This is a genomic window from Pseudomonas pergaminensis, assembly GCF_024112395.2.
GTDB classification, from domain to species: Bacteria; Pseudomonadota; Gammaproteobacteria; order Pseudomonadales; family Pseudomonadaceae; genus Aquipseudomonas; species Aquipseudomonas pergaminensis.
In genome coordinates, this window is sequence record NZ_CP078013.2 from 4,285,200 (window position 1) to 4,309,823 (window position 24,624).

The 24,624-nt window shown below is 63.3% G+C and carries 24 protein-coding genes; 11 read left to right on the forward strand and 13 right to left on the reverse strand.

Translation table 11 applies throughout. The features are described from left to right. Positions 1–160: 160 nt before the first annotated feature. Positions 161–667, forward strand: a complete 507-nt coding sequence (locus KUA23_RS19290; protein WP_078049252.1) for a sigma-70 family RNA polymerase sigma factor — start codon at positions 161–163, stop codon at positions 665–667. Continuing rightward, complete coding sequence (locus tag KUA23_RS19295) at positions 664–1,401, forward strand: anti-sigma factor family protein (RefSeq protein WP_252992667.1); 738 nt, start codon at positions 664–666, stop codon at positions 1,399–1,401. The genes KUA23_RS19290 and KUA23_RS19295 overlap by 4 nt, the downstream gene beginning before the upstream one ends. Here the strand turns inward: KUA23_RS19295 and KUA23_RS19300 are convergent. The 7 genes from KUA23_RS19300 to KUA23_RS19330 form a co-directional block, all read right to left on the reverse strand. After that, positions 1,398–2,369, reverse strand: coding sequence for a Csu type fimbrial protein (locus KUA23_RS19300; protein ID WP_252992668.1), 972 nt, complete (start codon positions 2,367–2,369; stop codon positions 1,398–1,400). The genes KUA23_RS19295 and KUA23_RS19300 overlap by 4 nt on opposite strands. After that, complete coding sequence (locus tag KUA23_RS19305) at positions 2,366–4,723, reverse strand: fimbria/pilus outer membrane usher protein (protein ID WP_346356412.1); 2,358 nt, start codon at positions 4,721–4,723, stop codon at positions 2,366–2,368. The genes KUA23_RS19300 and KUA23_RS19305 overlap by 4 nt, the downstream gene beginning before the upstream one ends. 71 nt (positions 4,724–4,794) lie before the next feature. Next, complete coding sequence (locus KUA23_RS19310) at positions 4,795–5,583, reverse strand: fimbrial biogenesis chaperone (protein ID WP_078049255.1); 789 nt, start codon at positions 5,581–5,583, stop codon at positions 4,795–4,797. Positions 5,584–5,608: 25 nt separating this feature from the next. Continuing rightward, entirely contained in the window at positions 5,609–6,097 is a 489-nt protein-coding gene (locus KUA23_RS19315; RefSeq protein WP_252992669.1) for a Csu type fimbrial protein, read from the reverse strand. Between the two features lie 2 nt (positions 6,098–6,099). Next, positions 6,100–6,642 carry a Csu type fimbrial protein gene (locus KUA23_RS19320; protein WP_078049257.1) on the reverse strand — a complete coding sequence of 181 codons (543 nt, stop codon included), beginning with the start codon at positions 6,640–6,642 and terminating at the stop codon, positions 6,100–6,102. Between the two features lie 18 nt (positions 6,643–6,660). Next, on the reverse strand, positions 6,661–7,203 hold the full coding sequence (locus tag KUA23_RS19325; protein WP_100490273.1) for a Csu type fimbrial protein: 543 nt from the start codon (positions 7,201–7,203) through the stop codon (positions 6,661–6,663). Next, positions 7,197–7,694 (reverse strand): Csu type fimbrial protein, encoded by a 498-nt coding sequence (locus tag KUA23_RS19330; protein WP_428847465.1) that lies wholly within the window; start codon positions 7,692–7,694, stop codon positions 7,197–7,199. The genes KUA23_RS19325 and KUA23_RS19330 overlap by 7 nt, the downstream gene beginning before the upstream one ends. A gap of 215 nt (positions 7,695–7,909) precedes the next feature. Between KUA23_RS19330 and zapE the strand changes: the two genes are divergently transcribed. Continuing rightward, a complete protein-coding gene (gene zapE / locus KUA23_RS19335) occupies positions 7,910–9,004 on the forward strand; it encodes a cell division protein ZapE (RefSeq protein WP_252992670.1) in 1,095 nt (364 codons plus the stop codon). 39 nt (positions 9,005–9,043) lie between these two features. Further along, the gene (locus KUA23_RS19340) at positions 9,044–10,327 is read left to right on the forward strand and encodes a protein kinase (RefSeq protein WP_252992671.1); all 1,284 of its coding nucleotides are present in this window, start codon (positions 9,044–9,046) and stop codon (positions 10,325–10,327) included. A gap of 89 nt (positions 10,328–10,416) precedes the next feature. On the opposite strand, the gene KUA23_RS19345 is transcribed toward KUA23_RS19340, so the two are convergent. Further along, a complete protein-coding gene (locus KUA23_RS19345) occupies positions 10,417–11,124 on the reverse strand; it encodes a YebC/PmpR family DNA-binding transcriptional regulator (RefSeq protein ID WP_028616915.1) in 708 nt (235 codons plus the stop codon). A 109-nt stretch (positions 11,125–11,233) separates the two neighbouring features. Beyond that, positions 11,234–12,559 (reverse strand): MFS transporter, encoded by a 1,326-nt coding sequence (locus KUA23_RS19350; protein ID WP_078049261.1) that lies wholly within the window; start codon positions 12,557–12,559, stop codon positions 11,234–11,236. Between the two features lie 257 nt (positions 12,560–12,816). Here KUA23_RS19350 and KUA23_RS19355 point away from each other — a divergent pair, with 257 nt between their 5' ends. Then, positions 12,817–13,713 carry a LysR substrate-binding domain-containing protein gene (locus KUA23_RS19355; RefSeq protein ID WP_078049262.1) on the forward strand — a complete coding sequence of 299 codons (897 nt, stop codon included), beginning with the start codon at positions 12,817–12,819 and terminating at the stop codon, positions 13,711–13,713. Here the strand turns inward: KUA23_RS19355 and KUA23_RS19360 are convergent. Beyond that, on the reverse strand, positions 13,683–14,543 hold the full coding sequence (locus KUA23_RS19360) for a LysR substrate-binding domain-containing protein (protein WP_078049263.1): 861 nt from the start codon (positions 14,541–14,543) through the stop codon (positions 13,683–13,685). The two genes, KUA23_RS19355 and KUA23_RS19360, sit on opposite strands and share 31 nt — an antisense overlap. 113 nt (positions 14,544–14,656) lie before the next feature. On the opposite strand from KUA23_RS19360, the gene KUA23_RS19365 reads away from it, so the two are divergent. The 3 genes from KUA23_RS19365 to KUA23_RS19375 all read left to right on the forward strand — a co-directional run bounded on the left by KUA23_RS19365 (position 14,657) and on the right by KUA23_RS19375 (position 17,368). After that, positions 14,657–15,766: a 2-aminoethylphosphonate--pyruvate transaminase gene (locus KUA23_RS19365; RefSeq protein ID WP_252992672.1), complete on the forward strand. Its 1,110-nt coding sequence runs from the start codon at positions 14,657–14,659 to the stop codon at positions 15,764–15,766. 66 nt (positions 15,767–15,832) lie between these two features. Next, positions 15,833–16,660, forward strand: a complete 828-nt coding sequence (phnX, locus tag KUA23_RS19370) for a phosphonoacetaldehyde hydrolase (RefSeq protein ID WP_252992673.1) — start codon at positions 15,833–15,835, stop codon at positions 16,658–16,660. Between the two features lie 114 nt (positions 16,661–16,774). Beyond that, a complete protein-coding gene (locus tag KUA23_RS19375; RefSeq protein ID WP_252992674.1) occupies positions 16,775–17,368 on the forward strand; it encodes a cytochrome b in 594 nt (197 codons plus the stop codon). A gap of 44 nt (positions 17,369–17,412) precedes the next feature. On the opposite strand, the gene KUA23_RS19380 is transcribed toward KUA23_RS19375, so the two are convergent. Together KUA23_RS19380 and KUA23_RS19385 are read right to left on the reverse strand one after the other, a co-directional pair. Further along, positions 17,413–18,297, reverse strand: a complete 885-nt coding sequence (locus tag KUA23_RS19380; RefSeq protein ID WP_252992675.1) for a 1-aminocyclopropane-1-carboxylate deaminase/D-cysteine desulfhydrase — start codon at positions 18,295–18,297, stop codon at positions 17,413–17,415. Between the two features lie 57 nt (positions 18,298–18,354). Beyond that, a complete protein-coding gene (locus KUA23_RS19385) occupies positions 18,355–20,394 on the reverse strand; it encodes an NADPH-dependent 2,4-dienoyl-CoA reductase (RefSeq protein ID WP_252992676.1) in 2,040 nt (679 codons plus the stop codon). A gap of 212 nt (positions 20,395–20,606) precedes the next feature. Here KUA23_RS19385 and KUA23_RS19390 point away from each other — a divergent pair, with 212 nt between their 5' ends. The 3 genes from KUA23_RS19390 (at position 20,607) to KUA23_RS19400 (ending at position 24,113) form a co-directional block, all read left to right on the forward strand. Further along, positions 20,607–21,737 carry a carbon-nitrogen hydrolase family protein gene (locus KUA23_RS19390; protein WP_078049269.1) on the forward strand — a complete coding sequence of 377 codons (1,131 nt, stop codon included), beginning with the start codon at positions 20,607–20,609 and terminating at the stop codon, positions 21,735–21,737. Further along, the gene (locus KUA23_RS19395; protein WP_252992677.1) at positions 21,734–22,762 is read left to right on the forward strand and encodes an AraC family transcriptional regulator; all 1,029 of its coding nucleotides are present in this window, start codon (positions 21,734–21,736) and stop codon (positions 22,760–22,762) included. Before KUA23_RS19390 ends, KUA23_RS19395 begins: the two co-directional genes overlap by 4 nt. A gap of 334 nt (positions 22,763–23,096) precedes the next feature. After that, positions 23,097–24,113 (forward strand): transketolase-like TK C-terminal-containing protein, encoded by a 1,017-nt coding sequence (locus tag KUA23_RS19400; RefSeq protein ID WP_252992678.1) that lies wholly within the window; start codon positions 23,097–23,099, stop codon positions 24,111–24,113. Between the two features lie 39 nt (positions 24,114–24,152). Here KUA23_RS19400 and KUA23_RS19405 read toward each other — a convergent pair whose 3' ends face one another. Then, positions 24,153–24,623 carry a MarR family winged helix-turn-helix transcriptional regulator gene (locus KUA23_RS19405; protein WP_078049272.1) on the reverse strand — a complete coding sequence of 157 codons (471 nt, stop codon included), beginning with the start codon at positions 24,621–24,623 and terminating at the stop codon, positions 24,153–24,155. Position 24,624 lies beyond the last annotated feature (1 nt).

Consider the following 24,624-nt stretch of genomic DNA (forward strand, 5'->3'; position numbering starts at 1 on the left):
CTCCAGGGCCAAAGGCCTTAGGGGTGAACATAAGGTCGGAGCATTAAGACGAACGCCGGTCGGCTCTATTCCCTGGCCTTGAATTTATTTTCAAGCAAGGGGAATAACCCTCAACGCCGCACGTCTCTCTAGTCCCAGCGTAGTGACCAGCCAGATTCCCATGCATGAACTCGACGAACAGTTACGTGAACTCATCCCCAGGCTGCGGCGCTTTGCCGTGTCCCTGACCCGTAACGCCAGCAGTGCGGACGATCTGGTGCAGTCGACCCTGGAACGGGGGATCATCAGTTGGGCCGACAAACGCATCGAAGGCGACTTGCGCGCCTGGCTGTTTTCAATCCTCTACCGCCAGTTCCTCGATGCCCACCGCCGCACCCGGCGCTATGCACGCATGCTGGAATTCTTTACCGGACGCGACGACGCGCAGCCGTCGGTGGAACGCACCGTGATCGCCCAGTCGACCCTGCAAGCCTTCGATCAACTCAACACCGAGCAGCGCGCACTGCTGCTATGGGTCTCGGTCGAAGGCTTGAGCTACAAGGAAGTCGCCGAGATCCTCGAAGTGCCCATCGGCACCGTGATGTCGCGCCTTTCGCGGGCGCGCCAAGCCCTGCGCCAACTCAGTGATGGCGAAATTGCCAGCCCTTCCCTGCGGATACTCAAATGATCAGCCTGCCCCCCAGCGAACGCGATTTGCATGCCTACGTCGATCACCAACTGCTGGAGAGTGATCGCCGCATGCTTGAAACCTATCTGGCGGCCCACCCCGACGTCGCGGCCCAGGTCCATGCCTGGCAGCACGACGCACAATTGCTGCGCGCGGCGTTGGGCGGTGCCCTGCAACAGCCGCCCAACCCGGACCTGGACCCGGCATTGATTCGCCAGCGCATCAAGCGCCAGTCGCGCCGCCACTTCGCCACGGCAGCCGTGCTGCTGATCGCCGTCAGCCTTGGCGGTGTCGGTGGCTGGCACGCCCGTGAAGCCACCCAGCCCGCCCCATTGCCGATGGCCGATGCGATGCAGGCGTTCCGCTTGTTCGCCCAGGACGGCATCATGCCCGCCGATTATCAGGTTCAGGGCAGCGGCACAATGCAGGCCTGGCTCGATCGCTACTTCAACCAGGCCCATCGCTTGCCTGACTTGAGCGGTTCCGGGTTTACGCCGGTCAGCGGGCGCCTGCTCACCACCGAGCAAGGCGCGGCGGCCATGGTGCTGTACGAAGATCCACAAGGGCGGCGCATCAGTTTCTATATCCGGCCACCGGGACCGGAGAACGGCTTCCTGCCCCGTGGCAGCCGCAGTGCCGATGGCTTGCAGGCCCAATATTGGTCCGGCGCCGGCTACAACTATGCGGTGGTCAGCCCGGCAGACCAGCCCACTCCGACGATGCTGAAGTTCTAGAAGCCCACGTCGAGTACCACGTTGTCGAGGTAGGTGCCGGCCGGCGGAGTGGTTTGATCGCTATAGATCCTGGCGTTGTAGTTGAACACCTGGCTGCCCATACCCAGGCCATTGCCGGGGTTGACCTCGGCGGTGGAGCTGTCGCGACGCGCCGCCCCCACACTGCCCCAACGGGTGGTGCCGGCACTTTTGAAGATGTCGTAGGCCAGGTAGTTGCTGCCTGAGACCATCCGCCGCCGCCCGCCCGCGCTGACTGAATTCTGGCCGTCGCTCAGCCCTACGCTGTACGCACTGCCCTTGGTGCAGGAAATGCTCGCCTGCCCGGTCACCGTGGTGAAACCACTGATCACCGGGGCGCTGCCGAAACTGATATTGGGTGCAGTAATCTGGCAGTCATTGGTGACGGTCATGCTCACCGTCAAAGCAGCCGTACCACTGCCGATGTCGCGGCCCAGGCAGATACCGCCAATGCCAACCCCCGAGCAGTAGTTCCAGTTCCAGGCAATGTTCAAGGTCTCGGTGTACAAGCCGGCGGCGACGTTGCTGCCGGTGATGCTGCTCACGTACAGCGGCACGGTTTTAGCGCCAGGCCCCGCGATCAACCCGATGCTCTGGGCAATGCCCCCCGCCCCGCCAAAATCGAATTGCGCCCCACGGGTTATCGGAAAGCTGGTGCTGTTGTTGGCGTAGATCGTATAGCCGATGACGTCACCGGTAGGCCCGACCATGCCGGTCTTGGAGGAGGTGATCGTCGCGTAGAAATGGTCGGAGGACACCAGCAGCGAGATCAATGCCGAGGTGCAGCTTAACCCTGAGTTGGCTGTCGACGTGGCCTGCGCCGCCGTGCGTACCGTCATCGAGCTGATCGACCCGAAGCTCGCCGGCAGCGTGGTTACCACCGAACACGCTGCCATGGCCTGGCCCGACAACACTAAGCCTAAGACAGACAGCCACCCCAACCCCCTCATTGGCACACCAACGGCCCGATCAGCGGCACGCCTTGTTGCTGCTCGTCCATGTCGAACCGCGCCTGGCACGTACGCCCCTCGCCCAACGTGACCTGCAAGGTGTTATGCGCCGAGAGGTTTTCCAGGTAAACCAGGCCATCCCAGCCGACCACCGCCTGCTGGTTGCTTTGCTCGTGCACCACCAGGCTGCCCAAGGGCAGTTCCTGATGCTGGGTGTCCACCAGGGTGACGCTGGCCGCGAGCACCCGGCGCAGCGGGAACTCCAGTAGGTAGCCGCTGCCACGGCGCACCGACACACGCTGCTCCACATTCGGGCTCTGCACGTTGAGCGGCAGGTTCAGCGGATCGATTTCATATTTGCCGCGGTAGTACGCGCTGCTCCACGGCACCAGCAGGTGGCCGTTGCGGTCGGTTTCGCCCACCAGTTGGTTCTCGTAGCGCACCGGGATCCCGGCGAAACCCTGGGTACTCACCACCACAAAGGCATCATTGATCCGGTTGGCGGCAAAGGTGTCACCGCCCATCCACACCAGCGAGCCGCTGGCATCCGCCCAGCGGGTCTGGGCATCGCTGCTGCCGTACACGCCGGCCTGCAACTGCACCGACTGCAAGCGCCAGGTCAGGTCGGCCTGCCGGTACGCCGCGCCATCACCCTGGGCATAACCGAGGTTGTAGCCCACCCCGCCCTCGCTGGGCACCGCGCTGCTGTAATTGAGGCGCTGGCGACTGGCGCCGTCCTTGCTGCGCTCGGTGCTCAAGGCCAGGCTGCCGTTGAGGTCGAACGGAATCACCCACTGCGCCTGCATCGCCCAGTTGCTGTCGCCGATCTCGCGGTTGGCCGACAGGTAGAAACTGGTGTTGCGCCACAGCGGTTTACTCCAGCTCAGGTTGAGCAGGCGCGTGCGCGAATCGTCCGCCGCCTGCACGTCGAAATAGCCCATGCCCAGGCTGCCGAAGCGCTCAAGGTTGAGGCTCAGTGTCACCTGTTCGCTGCGCTTGCTGAGGCTGGCGTAAGGGGTATCGACCAGGGTCAGGTCGGCGTACTCGTCGCGTCGCTCGACTCGTTGGTACGAGAGGCTGTAGCGCGTGCTGTTGTACTGATACCCCAGGCTCAGTTGCTGGCCGGTGCGTCCTTCGAACTGGCTTTGGCTGACAGCCGTGTTGAGCACGCCGAAGTTGCCCAGCCGCAGGTTGCCGCCCAAGCCGCCCAGGGTCAGGTCACTGGAGGCCTCGGCATGGCTCTCCAGGGTCAGGTTGTCGGAATAACCATAACGAAAGGTGCCGCTGGCCACGCCAGGGCCATAGGCGAAATCCTTCAGGGTGTATTCCCGGCGCAAGGAGCCGGCGGCCACCGAGAAATCCGTCAGGCCTTTTTGCAACAACGTGCTGGTCACGTAGAACGGTACGGTGGTCGACACCTGGCGACCGAGGGCGTCGGTCGTCACCACCACCGCTTCGCCGGCGCCGTTGATAAACGGCACGTTGGTCAGGGTGTACGGCCCCGGTTGCAGCAGCGCGCTGTCAGATTTGTAGCCGTTGATAAACAGGTCCACCGACGACGGCACCGCGGCCTCACCGGCAAATTGCGGCAGGGGGTAAGTCACCAGGTCCGGGCGCACCGCGAAGTCCCGCGAGAACTGCACGCCGCCCAGGCGCACCGAACTGCTCCAGGGCAAGGCGCCGCTGATCACGTCACCGGCTTCGTAGGTCAGCAGCCGCTCATCATCAGAGAACCGCCAGGTAGTGTCGTAGCGCCGGTAACCGTTGTTAAACGTACTGCTGCTGACGCCATCGGCCAAGGTCTGGCGGTACTGGCCGGTATTGGACAAAGTGCCCCAGTTGTCGAACAGCCGCACTTCGTTCCAGGCGGCGAGGTAGCTGCCGCCTTCGTCGGTGTCGTTGAAATACAGGTCATAGTTGAGCAAGGCGCCGAAGCTGCTCATCGCCTGGGTGCGCGGGTAAGTGTTGCGGTTGCCGATAAATTGTTCCTTCAGCCACGACGGCGGCACATCCAGCAGCAGGCGCTGGCCGTTGCTGTCGTAATCGCTGTGCAGGCCGGGGATCTTGTCCAGCGCCACGCTGCCGCTCAATTCGCCGGGCAGCTTCATGCCCACGTCCTGCAGTGCGCTGGCCGGCACATAGAGTTGCCCGGCCCGCTGATCGACCGCGATGACGCGGCCGGTGTCCATCTGGTTGACCACCAGCTCCAGAAACAACTGTGCATCGGCGACAGCCTCCATACTGCTCGGGGGCGGTGGCAGGTCGCCAGCCACGCCCGGAAGCGCAATCATTGCGCCGCCCAGCCCGCCTACCATCGACAGCCATAGACTGCGAGCCCGACCACGACTCACCATGGCGTTGTGTCCTTCAATGGACATCTCCATCCGTTTAAAACCCGGGGCCTCCCAGCCCCGCTACGCTGCCGTTACCGCTTCGGCGCAAGGTTCTCCAGCTGTTGCGCACCGTTGATCCTGACCTGCAACGGCTGGTCGGCCGACAGCCCGTCCGGCACCGGCCAGCGCATGGTCGCGCCGGGCAATACATAGCCCAGCAGGCCGTCCACAAGCGGCCGGGTCTGCCCACCCTGTTTGAACGAAGCATCGGTGAGGCGCGCATGCACGGCGCCCTGGTTGCGCACTTCGAGGTATTGGCGCCCCGCCACCGTGACTTTCTGCCAGCTCAACTCCGGTTTGCCGGCGCCCTTGGGATCGCGCTGGCGCGTGCTGTCTTCCTTGCTCCACAGGCCTGCGCCGTAGGCAAACAGCGGCACCGAATAACGCATCTGAAAGCGGATCGCCGCTGCGGTGTTCTTGCCTTCCGGCGGCGTGGGCACCTGCAGGGGTGAAGGGATTTCATCGATGATGATGCGGTAGGCCAACTCTTGCCCAGGTGGTACTTCGCGGGTGCGGGTCAGGCGTACCAGTTGCTTTTGCCCCGGCTCGATTCGCGCCACGGGCGGGCTGCCGATCACATCGCGCTGGTTCTGGTACTGCTCGTCAAAGCCGCTCTGGCTCCAGGCGAACACGCGAATCTGCAGGCTTGCAGTCTCGGTCCCGCGGTTTTCCAGCCACAGCGCGCTGGCCTGTTGATCGGCCTCCAGCACCGGGTCGATGGGCCAGATCAGCACCGAGCTGGCCGCCTGCACAAGCCCTGCCGTGCACACCGCACTCAAGGCAATACCCGCGGCCCACAGCCGCCGGGAAGGTGAACGCATAACCCCACTCCTTATACCGATAGCCTTACCACGTCAGCTGCACCTGCAGCGTGTCGCTGTATGTCCCCCCAGGCTGATTGCCCGGCAATTGCACCCGCCCGTAGATCGGCAGGCTGATGTTGTTCGCGTCGCTGTAGGCCACGTTGACGCTCTGGCCGATCCCCAGGCTCTGGCTGAACGCCGCATCCCGAAACAACTGGTAAGCCACCCGCGCGCTACCACTGTTGAGCTGCAAATTGCGCCCGGTGCTGCTGTGCTGCCCGCCATCGACGCTCATGCTCAGCGTCACCCCCGGTGTGCATTGCAAGGTGACGCCCCCCGTCAGCGCAGCCGTGACCGTGCCTGTCGCCAGCGCCGAGTAACTGCCGTAGGTCAGCGCACCGTAATTGGCGCCGCCGCCCACGATCAGGCAGCCGGGGGTAATGGTCGCGCTCACCTGGAAGCTCTGGCTGGTCACCGCCGACAATGGCAGCGGCAACGCCAGCCCACAGACCAGCAAGGCTCTGAGCCACATCGCTAGAACGTCAGTTCCACGGCGACGGTGTCGGTGTAGGTGCCTGCCGGCAGCCCTGCCTTGCCCACCGCCCGACCGTAGAGGTTGACGGTCTGCGCCACGCCGGTACTGGTGGCGAGGGTAATCACGCCGTCGATCGCCAGCAGCGCGGAATGGCCGCTATCGGTATAGAAGTCGTAGGGCACGAAGTTACCCGCACCGTCAGCCAATGCGCGGCTGCCTCCCGGTGATGCGCCGTCATGAGCACCGGCGCGCACCTTGACCGCTGGCGTGGTGCCACTGGAGCACAGGATCGACAACGCCCCACCGGTGCCGGTACCGCCCAACAACTGGGCATCGGCATTGGTGAACAGGCTGTTGGTGGTACCAAAATTCAAGGAGCCGAAGTTCAGGCCAGTGGCCGCCCCGGAGCCATTGACCTGGCAACTGGCAATCAACGTCAGGCTGGAAGTGATCTGCCCCGTCACCGTGGTTGCCGCGTTGAGGCTGGAGGCCATTGCCAGGCCCAGCGCACAGACGCCTAATCGCGAAACAAGTACATGCATGGTTTTCATCCTCTTGAGTTACCAGTCCAGTGTCACCGTCAACGTGTCGGTGTAGATCCCTGCCGGTAAGGCACTGGTATTTGCCACCACGGAGCCAAACACCGGGATCGGTATCTGGGTGCCCTTGGCCACGACAAAATTGCGTTGCTGCCCGATGCTGTAGGTGCTGCGCCCCTGCGGGTCGGCGGACAGTCGATAAGGAATCATCTGGCGCCCATTGCTCAGGCGCCGGGTGGTGCCGTCGCCGTTGGTGCCGCCGTCGATGGTCACGGTGAAGCTCGAGACCGAGGGGTTGCACGACACCGCCAACGGCGCCTTGTCGCCATCGGTGATGCCGGCGCCCAACGGGTTGCCCCAGGTCGGGCCCTGGCTGCCGAAGTCGAGCATGGCCGTGCCGCCCGTGGGGTTGACCGGCGCACTCTCGACGCCTTTGCTCACCTCACAACTGGCGGTGATCACCAGCCGCGCCTGGATAAACCCGCTGGCGACAGCCGCCTGCGCGTCTTCTGCCAGCAACAGCAGGCCGCCCATGGCCACCAGGGCCAGGCAGCGGCTTACCATGTCACCGTCACCTTGAGCAGGTCGGTGTAGCGGCCGACGGCGGGGATGTCCTTGAGCGGCTCGATGCGCCCGTAGAGCGGCAGGTCGACGAACCCAGCGTCCGGCACCCGGCCGCTGAGCGGCACATCCACCGGCAACGGCACGCGCCGCGCGGCGTCGGCATAGATGCGATAGGGAATGGGTTTGGTCGATGGGGTGGCGCTGAGGTAACGCACTTCGCCGGTGCCGCCATGCAGGCCGCCATCGACGCGTACCTGGTACGGCGTGTCGGGGTTGCACTCCAGGCGCGGCTGGCGCTGGCTGATCAACGCCGCACTCAGGGGCCCGGCCGGGTCATCCAGACGCGGGCCGCTGCCGAAATCCAATACGCCAAGTTGCTCGATGCCAGCGCTGCGGGTGGTCCCCACCAGCTGGCAGCCCCGCTGCACGTCGATACGCACCTCCACCTGGAGTTGTGCACCGTAAGCCGTGTTGCAGAGCATCGCGCCCATGACTGCCAATACTGCTCGTCCCTTCACTGCCCCAAGTCCTTGTACAGGGGTGACTGCTGTGTAGGAGGTTAGACACTCAGCGAAAAACTGCCAGTCTGGACAGGATTACCTGCGTGACATGCTTTTTCGAGATAGCTGGCAGCGCCCTTCTCTATTGGTCAAAACGCGGCGAGCGCCCTAAAGTGAGCGACCACTGAAATACAGAGTGACTTGCATTGGCCGCGCTTTCCCTGATCCGTCGCCTGCTCGGCAAAAAGCCCGACACCCTCGACGCCTCGCCCATCCCCGCGTTCTTTCAGCAAAAGGCCGAGCAACAGGGTTACACCCTGAGCACCGGTCAAACCCGCGCCATTACCGCCCTGGCCCGGGAAACCCAACACCTGCTGGCCGGCCAACCCGCCCGCAGCCTGTACCTGCACGGGCCGGTGGGGCGCGGCAAAAGCTGGTTGCTGGACGGGTTTTTCCAGGCGTTGCCGATCGCCGAGAAGCAGCGCGTGCACTTCCATGACTTTTTCGCCCACCTGCATCGCGGCATGTTCACGCACCGTGCGCAGGACGATGCCCTGGCCGTGACCCTCGATGAACAGTTGGCAGACTGCCGGGTGCTGTGTTTCGACGAATTCCACGTCCACGATATCGGCGATGCCATGCTGATTACGCGGCTGTTCAAGGCCCTGTTCGAGCGCGGTGTGCTGGTGCTGGTGACATCCAACTATGCACCGCAAGGGCTGCTGCCCAACCCGCTGTACCACGAGCGCTTCAAGCCGGTGATCGACCTGATCGATGCGCGCATGGAGGTGCTGGAAGTCAGCTCGCCCCAGGACTTTCGCAGCCTGCCCCAAGCCCAAAGCGCGCAACGTTTTACCTGCGGTCAGTACGTGTGGCCGGGCACCCCGAGCCAGCGGGCGGCGCTCGACCTGCCCGCTGCGGACTGCCCGCCCCTCCCCCTGGCCGTTGGCCATCGAACGTTGATGTGTCGCCGCCATGAAGGACGCAGCGTCGCCTTCACCTTCAACGACCTGTGCGAACAACTGACGGCGGTGATGGACTACCTGCTGCTGTGCCAGGACTATGACCACTGGATCATCGACGGCCTGCCCCGACTGGCGGACTGCCCGATTGCCGTGCAGCAGCGTTTTATCAACCTGGTGGACGTGCTCTACGACCGCGACAAGCACCTGGTACTGATCGGCGAATTGCCGCTCGACGTTGCCTTGAGCGGCCAAGCCATCGACCTGGCGCGCACTGCCAGCCGTCTCGGACAATTGCAGCCGACCAACGCGCAACACGCGCCCGACCCGGTATCATGAGCGCCATTTACGCCTTCTCGCCGAGTGACCGCGCCGTTCATGAATACCCTTACCCAACTCAAGGCCGGCCAATTGGCCGGCATCACGCGCCTGGACCTGTCCTGCGGGCTGACCGAATTCCCCCGGGAAATTTTCGAGCTGGCCGACTCCCTGGAAATCCTCAACCTCAGCGGCAATGCCCTGAGCAGCCTGCCGGACGACCTGCACCGCCTGCCGCACCTGCGCGTGCTGTTCTGCTCGGACAACCTCTTCACCGAGCTGCCAGCCAGCCTGGGCCAATGCGCCAAGCTGAGCATGATCGGCTTCAAGGCCAACCAGATCAGTCACGTACCCGCCACCGCCCTGCCGCCGCTGTTGCGCTGGCTGATCCTGACCGATAACCGCATCAGTCAGTTGCCGAGCGAACTGGGTGAACGGCCCCTGCTGCAGAAACTGATGCTGGCCGGCAACCAACTTGACCACCTGCCGGAAAGCCTGGCCAACTGCCACAACCTTGAGTTACTGCGCATCGCCTCCAACCGCTTTACACGTTTGCCCGAGTGGCTGCTGGCGCTGCCCAGCCTGACGTGGCTGGCGTATGCCGGCAACCCGGTGGAAATGGCAGTGGAGGTGGCGGGCGATGACGCCACGCCAGATATTCCCTGGTCCGAATTGGAACTCGCCGAAGTCCTCGGCGAAGGCGCTTCCGGTGTCATCCGCAAAGCGCTGTGGAAACCGTCAGGCAGACCCGTCGCCGTCAAACTGTATAAAGGCAGCATCACCAGCGACGGCTCGCCACTGCACGAAATGCAGGCCTGCATTGCTGCTGGACTGCACCCTAACCTGATCAAGGTCGAGGGCCGCGTGGTCGGCCACCCTGACGACCAGGCCGCGTTGGTAATGGACCTGATCGACCCGAGCTACCGCAACCTCGCAGCCCTGCCGAGCCTGGCCTCGTGTACCCGCGACATCTACGAAGCGGGCACTCGCTTCAGCCTGGCGGTGGCGCTGCGCATGGCACGTGGGATCGCTTCGGTGGGCGCGCACCTGCACCGGCACGGCATCACCCATGGTGACCTGTACGGCCACAATATCCTGTGGAATGAAGCGGGCGATTGTCTGCTGGGGGATTTTGGCGCAGCGTCGTTTCATGCGATGGCGAACACGGTGGAAACCAGGGCGTTGCAGCGCATAGAAGTGCGGGCGTTCGGGATTTTGCTGGGGGAACTGCTGGAACGGGTTGAAGGACAGGTGAGCAGTGAATTAGTCGAGCTGCAAAAAAGATGCTGTCAGCGCGACGTGCTGGCACGGCCGAGCTTCAACGAAATAACACACATCCTGTAGGAGCCGGGCTTGCCGGCGATGGCGTCCTTGAAGCCACCATCGCCGGCAAGCCGGACTCCTACAAGGCATTGTCAGTCAGCACGTAAGCGTCAGCCAGCCAACCCGACAAACATATCCTGCACGTCATCGTGGTTGTCCAGGCCTTCGAGGAAGGCTTCGACTTCCGCCATCTGCTCATCGCTCAAACCGCTCACCGGGTTCTTCGAGAGATAGCCCAGCTTGGCCGACAGCACGGTGAAACCCTGCTCCGGCAAGGCTTTCTGCACGGCGTCGAGGTCGGTGGTCTCGGTGATGAACAGGGTGGTGCCCTCTTCTTCACCGTCTTCGAAATCCTGGGCACCGGCTTCGATAGCGGCCATTTCCGGATCGGCATCCGGGCTGTCCGGCGAGGCTTCGATCAGGCCGACGTGGTTGAAGTCCCAGGCCACGGAGCCGGAAGCACCGAGCTGGCCCTTGCGGAACGCCACGCGGATTTCCGCCACGGTACGGTTGATGTTGTCGGTCACGCACTCGACGATCAGCGGCACCTGGTGCGGGGCGAACCCTTCATAGGTCACGCGGTGGTATTGCACGGTTTCGCCGAGCAGACCGGCGCCTTTCTTGATGGCGCGGTCCAGGGTTTCCTTGGGCATCGAGGCTTTCTTGGCCTGTTCCACGACCAGACGCAGGTGAGCGTTGGTGGAGGTGTCCGCGCCGTTGCGGGCGGCGATGGTGATTTCTTTCACCAGCTTGCCGAAGATCTTGCCCTTGGCATTGGCTGCCGCTTCTTTATGTTTGACTTTCCACTGTGCGCCCATGACTCACTCTCTTTTCGTCCATCGCGCCGAAACGTCTACTGGCCGGCGCTTTGGGGGCAGAGTTTATAGCGCAAAAACACTCTAATCCACCAAAAAACCGGCCAGGCCTTCAGGTGCGCAGGGGGTTGATCGCCACACTGCGGTCCGGCACGAAGTCGCCCGCCTGGGCCAGTACCGCCGGTCTGGCGTTCCAGTAAGGCATCAGCACCAGGGCGGAAAACAATGCGGCGCCGGCAAACACAATAAAGACCGTCACGGTGTCAAAGTAACCCGGCAACAAACCGCCGAGGATCGCGCCGACCGAACCACAGCCGTTGACGAAGCCAGCCGCCGTGGCGCCCGCCTTGGCGGTACCGAAGTCGATCGCGGCGGTGCTGCTGATCATTGAGTCCGGCCCGTACAAGGTCAGGCCCATCACGAACAGCAAGGCCATCACCAGCATCACGCTGCCGGTGTGCAACGCGCCCATGAACAACGCCAGGGCCACGGTCAGCGCCAGCAGGCTCAGCACACAGGCGGGCATGCGCCGGGCACCGAACAGTTTGTCGGAGGCCAGGCCGATCAGGATCGGCCCAAGCAGCCCGGCCAGCTCGAACGCCGTGGGCACAATCGCCGCCCCGACCTTGCCCACCGATGGCATTTGCTCATAGACGATCACCGGCCCCCACAACAGGATCGCGTAGCGCGCCGGTTTCAGCAGGAAATACGCCAGCCCCAGGGTCAGCACCGTGCGGTTGCGCAGGATGGCGCGCAGCGGCTCCAGCATGCTGATGCGTTTTTCGGCGGCAGCCTGCTCTGCGGTCAAGACGGGCTCCGGCTCTACCGCGGGCAAGCCCACATCCTGTGGTGTGTTGCGCTGGAAGATGAAGAACAGTACCGCCACCACGCCCACCACCGCCGCGCTGGAGATAAACGCTGCGTGCCAACTGCCGACCAACGTGTAGGCCCACCACCCGGCGAAGGGCGACGCCACCAGCCCACCAAACGCGTAGCACGAACTCCACAAACCCAATACCCGCCCGCGCTGCTGCGCCGGGAAGAAGCTACCGAGGTTCTTGCAGAGCCCTGACCAACCGGTGGACTGCGCCAGCCCCTGGATCAACATGCAGGTGACAAAGATCGGCAAGGTCGCAAACGTGCCCATCACCAACGCGGCCGCTGCCGAAATCAGCAAGCCGCCCAGCACCACCACCCGTGGCCCGAAGCGGTCGGCCAGCATGCCCCAGGTGAATTGCCCCACGGCGTACGCCGCCAGGTAAAGGCCATCGAGGTTGGCCATCATCATTTTGTCGAGGGGGAAACTCGGGTCGTCACCGATCCCCAGCTTTGCAACGGAAAATGCTTTGCGCGTGAAATAGAAGGCGGCGTAGGCCAGCCAGGTGATGGCAAAAATCTGCACGCGCCAACGCTTGATGCTACCCATAGGGATATTCATGGTGGTTCTGACCTCAGGTGTGAGTGTGCCGGCAGAATCGAAAACAAATGCCTGTTTTTTTATTGTTGAGCACTGCAATGCCTGGCCTTGTAGGGCGCGGCATTGGTCAGATGAGCCCTGTTTGCCAGGACCCATGGTCACCGCAGTTGTAGGACTCAACCTACGGCGACTGGGGCGTATCAAAGCAACGGCTGACTAATAGGTAAAATCGATTTATCGTATTTCAAATATAAGCTCAGCTTGTAAGAGGATCTGCGATGTCGGTTTCCCACGCCCAACTCAAAGCCTTTCATGCCGTGGCACTCCACGGCAGTTTCACCCAGGCCGCCGAGCGCCTGTTCCTCACCCAACCGGCGATTTCCGACCAGGTTCGCAAGCTCGAAGAACGCTTTGGCGTGCTGCTGTTTCATCGCAATAAACGCTCAGTGCGCCTGACCGACCTGGGCGAGCGGCTGCTGGCCATCACCCAGCGCCTGTTTGTGATCGAGGCCGAAGCCGAAGAGTTGCTACAAGACTCTCGCGCCTTGCAGACCGGCACCCTCACCCTGGCGGTGGATGCTCCCGTGCACTTGCTCCCGCAGATCGCACGTTTCTGCCAACGCTACCCAGGGATCAGCGTGAAGATCGAAACCGGTAACACCGACGAATCGCTGTTTCGCCTGTACAACTACCAGGCCGACCTGGCCCTGCTGGGGCGCGACGTCGACGACGAACGCCTGCTGTCTCTGCCCTTGCCCGACGGCCAGTTGCTGGCCTTTGTCGCACGCAACCACCCCTGGGCCGGACGAGCATCCATCTGCCTCGCGGACCTTGACGACACGCCGCTGGTATTGCGCGAAATTGGCTCCGTGACCCGTCAGACGCTGGAACAAGAGATGAACCAGGCCGGGCTGCGCATTCGCCCGGCGATCCAGGTCGAGGGCCGTGAAGCGGCGCGCGAAGCGGTGGTGGTGGGGATTGGGGTGGGTGTGGTTTCTGCCGCGGAGTTCGGCGCCGACTCACGGGTGTATGCCATGCCGATCCGCGATTGCAGCCAGCGGATGAAAGAGACCCTGGTGTGCCTCAAGGAACAGAGTTCACGCCGGGTGGTGGCGACCTTTCTCGACATCGTGCGCGACAGCCTTCAACCCGGCGCCAGCTCAAAGAACGCCTGAATCAAGCGCAGCGACCGGCGCCGCTCCATGCAACCGAGCATATGCCGGTTTACCAGGCCCTCCCCCTGGATCGGCACCGCCTGCACCCGGGGGTCCTGGCTGACCTCCATGGACGAAACCACGCCAACGCCCAACTCGGCCGCAACGGCCTCGGTCACCGCCTCACGGCTGTCCAGCTCAAGCAACACCTTGGGTTGCACGCCGGTGGCGGCACAGGCGTCGTCGAAAGTGCGCCGGGTGATCGAGCTGGGTTCTCGCAGCACCATGATCACCGCATCCAATTGCGCCAGGCGAATCCCCTTGGGCTGCAGCGTCCAAGGGTGCGCGGCCGGCACCAACGCGCAGATCCGCGACTCGCTCAACGGTTGCAGGTGCAGGCCATTGCGCGGCTCCACTTCCGTGAGCACCGCCACGTCCGCATGCTCGGACAACAACGCCGCCAGGGTTTCCTGGGCGTTGCCCAGGCGCAGGTTGACAGTGATGCCTGGGTAACGTGCGCGCAGGCTGGCGATCATCGGCATGACCAGGTGCGGCCCGTCCGCCGCGACTTCCAGGCGCCCGGTGAGCAACTGGCGGTTGGCCTCCAACAAGGTCTGTGCTTCGTCCACCAGGCCGAAGATCGCCCGGGTGATTGCCGCTAGGCGTGCGCCCTCTTCCGTCAACTCGACCCGTCGCGCGGTGCGGCGCAGCAGCGGGATTTGGTAGTACTCCTCCAGTGCCTTGATGTGCCCGGTCACCGCCGGCTGGCTGATGAACAGCCGCGCGGCGGCACGGGTAAAACTGCCCTCACGGGCCACGGCATCGAATGCACGCAATTGGAACAGGTTCATAGCTATCGGCCTCACTGATAGCTCGCATAACAACAAACAATTTGATTGATAACAAGCCAAACTGCAATTTAAGCGCCGTAGCTTCAACCCCCGATGCCTTGCGAGGACTTGAGATGACCACTGCCGCGCCCATCCTGCTGACCCCCGGCCCCCTGACCACCTCCCACCGCACCCGTCAGGCCATGATGGTGGATTGGGGTTCATGGGATGACCGTTTCAACCAGCTCACTGCCAGCGTGTGCGAGCAATTGCTGGCGATCCTTCACGGCGAGGGCAGCCACCACTGTGTGCCCCTGCAAGGCAGCGGCACCTTCGCGGTGGAAGCGGCCATTGGCACCCTGGTCCCGCGTGACGGCAAAGTACTGGTGCTGATCAACGGCGCCTACGGCAAGCGCCTGGCGAAAATCTGTGAAGTCCTGGGCCGCGATTTCAGCACCTTTGAAACCGCCGAGGACGAACCCACCACCGCCGCCGATGTGGACCGCCTGCTGCAGGCCGACAAGGCCATCACCCACGTGGCGCTGATCCACTGCGAAACCAGCACCGGCATTCTCAACCCTCTGCCGGACATCGCCCAGGTGGTTAAAAACCACGGTAAACGCCTGATCATCGACGCCATGAGTTCGTTCGGCGCGCTGCCCATCGACGCCCGCGAAGTGCCGTTCGACGCGCTGATCGCTGCCTCCGGCAAATGCCTGGAAGGCGTACCGGGCATGGGCTTCGTCTTTGCCGACAAGCAGGCATTGGCTGCCGCCCAAGGTCACTGCCACTCCCTGGCGATGGACCTGTTCGACCAGCACAGCTACATGGCCAAGACCGGCCAATGGCGGTTCACGCCGCCGACCCACGTGGTGGCGGCCCTGCACGAGGCGCTGCTGCAATACCAGGAAGAAGGCGGCTTGCCCGCGCGTCATAAACGCTACGCCAGCAACTGCCAGGCGCTGCTCGACGGCATGGGCGAACTGGGCCTGCGCAGCTTCCTGCCAGCAGATATCCAGGCCCCGATTATCGTCACCTTCCACGCGCCCCAAGACCCGCTCTACCAGTTCAAGGACTTCTACGAACGGGTCAAGGCCAAGGGTTTCATCCTGTACCCGGGCAAGTTGACCCAGGTGGAAACCTTCCGCGTGGGCTGCATCGGCCATGTCGACGCGACAGGGATGCGGGCGGCGGTCAAGGCGATAGCCGACGTGCTGCAAGAAATGGAAGTACTCGAGATTTGACACCCCCGTGTAGGCGCTGGCTTGCCGGCTCCTACAGTGCCCCTATGACCCACAGGATTTGTAACCATGAACTATCAAAACCCCAACACCCTCCAGGCCGTGATCCTCGACTGGGCCGGCACCGTGGTCGACTTCGGCTCGTTCGCCCCCACGCAAATCTTTGTCGAGGCCTTTGCCGAGTTCGACGTGCAAGTGTCCATCGAAGAAGCCCGTGGCCCGATGGGCATGGGCAAGTGGGACCATATCCGTACCCTCTGCGACCAACCGCAAGTCGCCGAACGCTACCGCAAGGCCTTCGGCCGCACGCCCACCGACGATGACGTGACCGCCATCTACCAGCGCTTCATGCCGTTGCAGATCGAGAAGATCGCCGAACACTCGGCCCTGATTCCTGGCGCCCTCGACGTCATCGCCCGGCTGCGCGTGCAAGGCATCAAGATCGGCTCCTGCTCCGGCTACCCCAAGCAAGTGATGGACAAGGTCGTCGCCCTGGCCGCCACCAATGGCTATATCGCCGACCACGTGGTCGCCACCGACGAAGTACCCAACGGTCGCCCCTGGCCTGCCCAGGCCCTGGCCAACGTGATCGCGCTGGGCATCGATGACGTGGCGGCGTGCGTGAAGGTCGATGACACGGTGCCGGGCATTCTCGAAGGGCGCCGTGCCGGGATGTGGACCGTGGCCTTGACCTGCTCCGGCAATGCCCTGGGCCTGACGTATGAACAGTTCCGCTCCCTGGACAGCACCACCCTGGACCGCGAGCGCAAGCGTATCGAGGCCATGTTCGAAGGCTCGCGCCCGCATTACTTGATCGACACCCTCAACGACCTGCCCGCCGTCATCACCGACATCAATGCGCGCCTGGCCCGTGGGGAAATGCCGCAAAGCCACTGATAGAGGTCAACACAACGGCATTTACGCCAGGCAAAGCGCTCAAAACCGGCATACAGTTAAAGGACTCCATCGCCAAAGAATGGAGGTTTGCCCTGATGAGTGAGGAACCCAGCAATGCCGTGGAAAAACTCCGATACGCGCTACAGCACCATGTCGATCGCGTTGCACTGGTTGATGGTGGTGCTGCTGGCGGTGGTCTACGCCTGCATTGAGTTACGCGGCCAGTTCCCCAAAGGCAGCGGTGCGCGCACATTGATCGTCGAGATGCACTTTATGTTCGGCCTCACCGTGTTTGTGCTGGTGTGGCTGCGGTTGTTCGCACGCAGCCTGGGGGTGGCACCGAAGATCGTACCGGCACCGCCGCAATGGCAAAGCCTTTTGGCGACCCTGATGCACTTCGCACTCTACGCGTTGATGATCGGCATGCCGATTGCCGGTTGGCTGATCGTCAGTGCCGAGGGCCATTCGGTGATGTTCTACGGGATGGAATTGCCGCCGTTGATCGGTGAGAACAAGGACCTGGCCAAGCAGATCGAAGGCTGGCATGTGTGGTTCGGCAAGGTCGGTTATTGGCTGATCGGGCTGCATGCACTGGCGGGGATTGCCCATCACTACATCCTGCGGGACAACACGGCGCTGCGCATGATGCCGGGTGGGAGCAGGCTTTTTCGCGAAGGCGGCGGGCCAGCCACCAAATCTGCTGAATGATAGACAGCATTCGCGGGCAAGCCCGCTCCCACGGGGGGTATTCGTTAAACTTCAAACCCTCGGCGGCCTTGGAGGCCGCCGGTGTGGACGAACACCAGGCGAGTACCGGGTGCGAAGCGCCCGGCCTCGATCTGCATCTTCAAGGCCAGTAACGCCTTGCCGGTGTAGAGCGGCTCCAAGGGCAGCCCGCAAGCCCGTTCCGTGGCGTCGATGAAGTCGAGCAGCACCGGGTCGACTTTGGCGAAGCCACCTCGGCTGGCGTCCAGCAGCTCATAGCCGCCCTGCACGAGGGCGTCGACGTTCTGTGCCACGCCGTGGTCATCCGGCACCGCCATGGCGCCATACACCGGGTGCGCGCCCGCCTCTGCCAGCGCCAGGCCCGCCAGCGTGGTACCCGTGCCGGCGGCCAGCCACCAGGCGTCGTAATCCGCCCAGCCCACGCGGTGTAACTGCGCACGCACCTGCTCGACCAGCACCGCACACCCCAAGGCACCCGCACGGCCTCCGCCGCCTTCGGGCACGGGGTGCAGGTCGGGATACTGCTCGCGCCATGGCAGCCAGAAACCCGGTTCATGCCGCGCGCGATAGCCGCCATAGCCCAGCCAATGCAGTTGCATACCGAAGGCTTTCAAGTCGAGGACGGTGGGGGTGTCTTGCGCATGCCCGCGCAACAGGCCGACGGTAGGGAAACCGAAGCGCTTGCCGGCGGCAGCCAACGCGTGCAGATGGTTGGAGTAAGCGCCGCCCAGGCTGATGAGCCCACGCGCGGTTTGCGCCTGCGCCAAGTGCCCGGTGAGCTTGAACCACTTGTTGCCGCTGATCAGCGGGTCGATGCGGTCCAGGCGCAACACGGCCAGCTCGACACCTTTCAGCCAATCCAGGCGCAAAGGTTCAAGCGGTGCGTGGGGAAGCCAATCGAAGGGACCCATCGGGAGGGATCTGCATGAAAAACGGGGCGGTAGTCTAACACCGCCCCGTCCGGGGTCTTACAACTCGGCCGCGAGACGCGAGCCTTGGTTGATGGCGCGCTTGGCGTCCAGCTCGGCCGCCACATCGGCGCCGCCGATCAAGTGCACGTTCTGGCCGGCCGCGACCAGGCCATCCTGCAGTTCGCGCAGTGGGTCCTGGCCGGCGCAGATGATGATGTTGTCCACCGCCAGCACCTGCGGCTCGCCCTCGGCGCCAATGCGGATATGCAGGCCTTCATCGTCGATCTTCAGGTACTCGACGCTGTTGAGCATCTGCACCTGCTTGTTCTTCAGGCCGGTACGGTGGATCCAGCCGGTGGTCTTGCCCAGGCCATCGCCGACTTTGGAGGTCTTGCGCTGCAGCAGGAACACTTCACGCGCCGGTGCATGGGGTTGCGGTTTGATCCCAGCCACACCGCCACGGGCTTGCAACTGGGTGTCGATGCCCCACTCCTTCCAGAACGCTTCGCGGTCCAGGCTGGTGGAAACCCCCTGGTGCACAAGGAATTCCGACACGTCAAAACCGATACCGCCCGCGCCAATCACCGCGACGCGCTTGCCGACGGGTTTAAGCGCCAGGATCACGTCCAGGTAGCTCAGCACCTTCGCATTGTCGATCCCTGGAATCGCCGGAGTGCGCGGGGCAATGCCGGTGGCCAGGATGATCTCGTCATAGCCGCCTGCCGCCAACTGCGCCACGTCGACGCGGGTGTTGAGGCACAGCTCCACGTGGGTGGTCTGCAATTTGCGCTTGAAGTAGCGCAGGGTTTCAAAGAACTCCTCTTTGCCCGGCACACGCTTGGCGATATTGAACTGACCACCGATCTCGCTGGCCGAATCGAACAGCGTCACCTGATGGCCGCGCTCCGCCGCCACCGTGGCCGCCGCCAGACCGGCAGGGCCGGCGCCGACCACCGCGATCTTCTTGATGTGCTGGACCGGCAGGTAGTTAAGCTCAGTCTCGTAGCAGGCCCGCGGGTTGACCAGGCAGGTGGTCAGCTTGCCACCAAAGGTGTGGTCCAGGCAGGCCTGGTTGCAGCCGATGCAGGTGTTGATCTCATCGGCGCGGCCGGCGGCGGCCTTGTTGACAAACTCTGGGTCAGCCAGGAATGGGCGCGCCATCGAGACCATGTCGGCATCGCCTTCGGCCAGGATCTGCTCGGCGATTTCCGGGGTATTGATGCGGTTGGTGGTGATCAGCGGAATCTGCACCGCACCGCGCAACTTGGCGGTGACTTTGCTGAACGCGCCGCGTGGCACTTTGGTGGCGATGGTCGGGATGCGCGCTTCGTGCCAGCCGATACCGGTGTTGATGAGGGTCGCACCGGCGCCTTCAATGGCCTTGGCCAACTGCACGATTTCTTCCCAGGTGCTGCCGCCTTCCACCAGGTCGAGCATCGACAGGCGGAAGATGATGATGAAATTCGGGCCCACGGCGTCACGCACGCGGCGCACGATTTCCACGGCCAGGCGCATACGGTTTTCGTAGCTGCCGCCCCAACGGTCGGTGCGATGGTTGGTGTGAGCCGCGAGGAACTGGTTAATGAAGTAGCCTTCGGACCCCATGATTTCCACGCCGTCATACTCGGCGACCTGGGCCAGCAGCGAGCAGGTGACAAAATCCTGGATCTGCTTTTCGATGCCCTCTTCGTCCAGTTCCTTGGGCTTGAACGGGTTGATCGGCGCTTGAATCGCACTGGGCGCAACCTGCTTGGGGCTGTAGGCATAACGGCCGGCATGAAGAATCTGCATGCAGATCTTGCCGCCCGCCTCGTGCACCGCCTGGGTGACGATCTTGTGCTTCTGCGCTTCTTCGTCGGTGGTCAGCTTGGCGGCGCCTGCATACACGCCGCCCTCGTCATTGGGACCAATACCGCCGGTCACCATCAAGCCAACGCCGCCACGGGCGCGCTCGGCAAAATAGGCCGCCATGCGTTCGAAACCGCCGGGTTTCTCTTCTAGGCCGGTGTGCATCGAGCCCATCAGGGTACGGTTGCGCAAGGTGGTAAAACCCAGGTCCAACGGGGCCAGCAGGTGCGGGTAGGCAACAGCGGTCATGGTCAAGCTCCACAACGGATCATCACGGGACGTGGAAGGCTCGAATGGCCTGCCATCGGTTTATGTCCCACAGACTAAGAGGCGGTGGACGACGGCTCAATGACTGAAACTGACAACTTATTGATCCAAATGCACAGCGCCCCTTGGCAAGACCGCCCATGCGCCCTACCCTAGTCGGCGAACCCTGCACACGGTCTGTTGTCTGTTCCCCCATGCGTAAACTTCTGATTTTCACCATCACCATGGCCCTGGTTGCCGCCATCGCCGCGTATCTGGTCTGGACCCAGGAGCGCCCCGTGGGGCATTACCTGTCGGACCTGCGTATAACACTGGCCGTCAACGAAGGCCTGCCTGCTGACCGTGGCAACTTGCTGGGTATCCAGCCGGAGTTGTTCCCCGCCGACTACCAGAGCCTGGAACGCCTGCACCTGAAGCTCGCGGCCTACCTGCAAAAAGCCCGTGACCAGGGGCTGATCAATGACAAGACTATCGTGGTGCTGCCCGAACATATCGGCACCTGGCTGATGCTCACCGGCGAAAAGAACGAGGTGTACCAGGCCCTCCACGCCAAAGAGGCGATGAATTGGCTGTCGGTCAGCAACCCGCTGCTGTTCGCCCGCGCCTGGATCAGTGCCACGGGCGACAACCGCACCGACGACGCTTACCTGCGCATGAAAGCCCAAGACATGGCGCGGGACTATCAGGTGTTGTTCGGCGGCCTGGCCAAGGAGTTCGGCGTTACATTGGTGGCCGGTTCCATCACCCTGCCGAACCCGAGTGTGAGCCAGGGTCAACTGCAGGTCGGCCATGGCGCGCTGTATAACGCCAGCGTGGTGTTTGCCGCCGATGGCTTGCCGATCGGCGACCCACAGCGCCAGCTCTACCCGATCTACGATGAACGCGGCTTTATCCAGCCCGGCGACGAAAACGTCGTCAGCGTGGTCGACACACCGGCCGGGCGCCTGGGTGTGCTGGTCGGCAGCGACAGTTGGTACCCGGACAACTACCGCAAACTCAACGAGCAAGGTGCGCAGTTGATTGCAGTGCCGGCCTTTGTGCTCGGTCGCGATACCTGGGATCGCCCTTGGCGCGGGTTCAAAAGCGTGTCCACCCCGACCGAAATCAGCCTCAAGCCCGAAGAGCTCAGCGAGGGCGAGGCCTGGCGTCGGCTCACGCTGATCAGCCAGCCCCCCATCAGCCAGGCCAGCGCCGGCATGAGCGTGTTCCTGCGCGGGCAGTTCTGGGACCTGGGCACCGCCGGGCACAGCTTTCTCAGCAGCAATGGGCAAATCAGCGCCGATGGTGAAGCCCGTGGCGCACGCCTGTTGAATATCTGGCTGTGAAACCGGTCCGGCTGGGGGATCTGTCGGTGGGCTTCGTGCACACCCTGGCCGATGCCATCCACAGCCACGGCCTGGACCCACAGCCGCTGCTGTTGCAATACGGCCTCGACCCGGCGCGCCTCGCCGAGGCCGGCGCACGCTTGTCGATCCCACGCTACATGCGCCTGGGCCATGCGGCCATCCAGCGCACCGGCGACCCGGGCCTGGGCTTGCGCATGGGCCAGCTCAGCCGCTTGAGCCAGGCCGGGCTGGCCGGCGTCACTGCCGCCCAGGCGCCCAACGTACGCGAGGCGGCACGCGCATTGACGCGCTTCGAGGCGCTGTACGGCTCCAATTATCGCGGGCAGTCGAGCTTTGTCGAAGATGCCGAAGGCGCCTGGCTGCGCTTCTATTCCATCAGCCCCTACAACGCCTACAACCGCTTTGTGGTGGACTCGATCATCGCTGGCTGGCTGCATCAATTGTCGAGCCTGGCCCAGCAACCGGTGCAAGCGCAGCGCATCGAAATCGAATTTGAAGCGCCGGACTACAGCGAAGACTACGAAGCGCTTGGAGACGTTCACTTCGGCGCCGACGCCAATCAATTGCGCCTCAACCAGCACACCCTGGCACTGCGCAACCCGCAGCACTGCCCAAGCACCTGGCAATTGCTGTTACAGCTGTGCGAAAGGGAATTGGAGCAGTTGACGCGCACCCGCAGCCTGCGCGAGCGCATTACCCGTTTGCTCGGGCCGATGCTCAATGGCGGCCGGGAACCCGACCTGGAAGAAGTGGCGGCACGCCTGAAGCTGCCCACCTGGACGCTGCGCCGCAAACTGGCCGAAGAAGGCACTCAGTTCCGCGCGATTCTCAACGATACCCGCCGCGACCTGGCCATGACCTACATTCGCGATACGGAATTGGCGTTCGGCGAGATCGCCTACCTGCTCGGTTTTGCCTCGGCCCAGGCGTTTCAACGGGCCTTCAGGCGATGGAACAACCAGACCCCAGGGGAATTTCGCCGCAGTCAGCGGCATTCCGCCTGAAGTCGGTCTTACAGCTCTGTTGCATCATCAGCGGGTTCCAGCGGGTCCGACTCAATCGCGTGGTACTCGAGCAGTTCTTCCTGGTAATCGTCCATGCCGGACTCCTTCTTGATGTTAAAAGCGGCTGCTGATTAATGACCTGCACAGCCAGCCTAAAGTGCCGTCATGACGAAAAAATGTCGACGCCATGACGTTCCTGCGCTCAAGGATTAAACGTAGCAGCGTTGCAGGGATTTAGCACCCGGCCATCGAGGAACTATTGCAATCATTGCAATTGCAATCACATACAGATTTCCATTAGGGTAATGGCATTCGTCGCCAGGTGACCCTCTCCATGACCACCGCTACCGCACACGCCGCGCAGCTTTGCATCGACGCCTTGAGTGCTGCCACGCCCGCCAGCCGCTCACCGCTGTACACCGTGACAAGCATGGCCGACACCCTCGAATTCAGCCGTCAGGCCTGGGTGATCCGCGGCCAGTCACGCTCGCGGCGCGTGGGTCATTGGCCTAGTTGGTTCGCCCGTAATACCGTCGAAAAACCCTTGCTGTACCTGCACACTGCGCAGTCGTCGGCGCAGTTGAGTGCGCTGTCCGACGCCGCCCACCAGCGCGGCATCTTGTGCAACGACATCGAAAACCAACCCTCCCGGTGGCCCAAGGGTGCGCAGCCTTCCCTGCCGTTATGGCTCGCCACCCACCCGCGCTGCACGCCGTATGACCCGGCCTCCGGCGAGGAAGCCCGAGCGATTGTGCTGGCAGCGTTGCGTAGCCTGTATGTCGACGGCAAGCCCGGGTTCTATTACCTGGCCCTGCATGATCATGAAAGCGCGGCGCCCCTGAGTGAGCAGGACCGAGAAGCCGCACTCAAGGGCATGTACCGACTCCAACCTGACACCCCTGCGGATGTGCGCCTGCTCGGCGCAGGCCGGGCGCTTGAAGAGGTGCTGCAGGCCAGGCAGCTGTTGGAACAGGACTGGGACATCACCGCGCAACTGTGGAGCTGCCCCAGCTACACACGACTGGCCCGCGAGGCTGGCGCGGCTGAACGCTGGAATCGCCTGCCCCCCGGGGTGCCCAAGCGCAGCTGCCATCTGCGCGATTGCCTGGCCGGGAATGCAACGCCAGTGATTGCAGTGACCGGCTATCAGCAGGCGATTGTCGATCAGTTAGCGGCGCACGTGGATGCACGCTTTGTGGCGCTGGGCGCGGGGTCGGTGCAGGCGGCGGCGCCGAGTCGGTATTGGATCGTGGTAACGGCGCTCAGGGCATTGGCGGATGAAGGGCGGATCGACGCACGGCAGGTGCAGGCCGCGATGAATCGCTATGCAGTCGAATGCGCTGGACTGTAGGAGTCGGCTTGCCGGCTCCTACAAGGTTTTCGTGGGGCTTTAGGTTTTGCGGCGGCTGCGGGTCTGGACGCCGGCATCCATCGCCAGCCCGGCGGTGCGCTCCAGTGCGTCGGCAAAGCACTGGCGTTGCTCGGGCTCGATCTGTGACAGGAACAGCTCATCCACCGTGCTTTCGTAGATCTTCCACATCTTTTTACGCAGCACCCGACCGGCCTCGGTGATCGAGGCAAACGCTGCGCGGCCGTCGCCGTCGGAGCGGGAACGCACCACCAGGCCGTCCTTTTCCAGGCGGTCGACCAGCCGTGTGAGGTTGTAGCGCTCGATGGCCAGCACATCGGCCAGTTCGTGCATGCGGCGGGTACCGTCGGGGCCGCTTTCCAGGCCCCACAACGCGTCATACCAGGCATAGGGTGGCAGGCCCGCCTCTGCCAGGCGCCGCTCGATTTCGCGGATGACCGTCCTGTGGGCCCTGACAAAACGGAACCATACATCCGGCTCTTTCGACGACATG

Coding starts and splice junctions, on each gene's coding strand:
- KUA23_RS19385 (WP_252992676.1), bottom strand. CDS start 20,394: ATGACCGCTGTTGCCTACCCGCACCTGCTGGCCCCGTTGGACCTGGGT.
- KUA23_RS19365 (WP_252992672.1), top strand. CDS start 14,657: ATGACCACTGCCGCGCCCATCCTGCTGACCCCCGGCCCCCTGACCACC.
- KUA23_RS19345 (WP_028616915.1), bottom strand. CDS start 11,124: ATGGGCGCACAGTGGAAAGTCAAACATAAAGAAGCGGCAGCCAATGCC.
- KUA23_RS19380 (WP_252992675.1), bottom strand. CDS start 18,297: ATGGGTCCCTTCGATTGGCTTCCCCACGCACCGCTTGAACCTTTGCGC.
- KUA23_RS19355 (WP_078049262.1), top strand. CDS start 12,817: ATGTCGGTTTCCCACGCCCAACTCAAAGCCTTTCATGCCGTGGCACTC.
- KUA23_RS19300 (WP_252992668.1), bottom strand. CDS start 2,369: ATGAGGGGGTTGGGGTGGCTGTCTGTCTTAGGCTTAGTGTTGTCGGGC.
- phnX (WP_252992673.1), top strand. CDS start 15,833: ATGAACTATCAAAACCCCAACACCCTCCAGGCCGTGATCCTCGACTGG.
- KUA23_RS19310 (WP_078049255.1), bottom strand. CDS start 5,583: ATGCGTTCACCTTCCCGGCGGCTGTGGGCCGCGGGTATTGCCTTGAGT.
- KUA23_RS19360 (WP_078049263.1), bottom strand. CDS start 14,543: ATGAACCTGTTCCAATTGCGTGCATTCGATGCCGTGGCCCGTGAGGGC.
- KUA23_RS19290 (WP_078049252.1), top strand. CDS start 161: ATGCATGAACTCGACGAACAGTTACGTGAACTCATCCCCAGGCTGCGG.
- KUA23_RS19340 (WP_252992671.1), top strand. CDS start 9,044: ATGAATACCCTTACCCAACTCAAGGCCGGCCAATTGGCCGGCATCACG.
- KUA23_RS19295 (WP_252992667.1), top strand. CDS start 664: ATGATCAGCCTGCCCCCCAGCGAACGCGATTTGCATGCCTACGTCGAT.
- KUA23_RS19375 (WP_252992674.1), top strand. CDS start 16,775: ATGCCGTGGAAAAACTCCGATACGCGCTACAGCACCATGTCGATCGCG.
- KUA23_RS19390 (WP_078049269.1), top strand. CDS start 20,607: ATGCGTAAACTTCTGATTTTCACCATCACCATGGCCCTGGTTGCCGCC.
- KUA23_RS19350 (WP_078049261.1), bottom strand. CDS start 12,559: ATGAATATCCCTATGGGTAGCATCAAGCGTTGGCGCGTGCAGATTTTT.
- KUA23_RS19305 (WP_346356412.1), bottom strand. CDS start 4,723: ATGGTGAGTCGTGGTCGGGCTCGCAGTCTATGGCTGTCGATGGTAGGC.
- KUA23_RS19325 (WP_100490273.1), bottom strand. CDS start 7,203: ATGGTAAGCCGCTGCCTGGCCCTGGTGGCCATGGGCGGCCTGCTGTTG.
- KUA23_RS19405 (WP_078049272.1), bottom strand. CDS start 24,623: ATGTCGTCGAAAGAGCCGGATGTATGGTTCCGTTTTGTCAGGGCCCAC.
- KUA23_RS19315 (WP_252992669.1), bottom strand. CDS start 6,097: ATGTGGCTCAGAGCCTTGCTGGTCTGTGGGCTGGCGTTGCCGCTGCCA.
- KUA23_RS19400 (WP_252992678.1), top strand. CDS start 23,097: ATGACCACCGCTACCGCACACGCCGCGCAGCTTTGCATCGACGCCTTG.
- KUA23_RS19330 (WP_428847465.1), bottom strand. CDS start 7,694: ATGGGCGCGATGCTCTGCAACACGGCTTACGGTGCACAACTCCAGGTG.
- KUA23_RS19320 (WP_078049257.1), bottom strand. CDS start 6,642: ATGCATGTACTTGTTTCGCGATTAGGCGTCTGTGCGCTGGGCCTGGCA.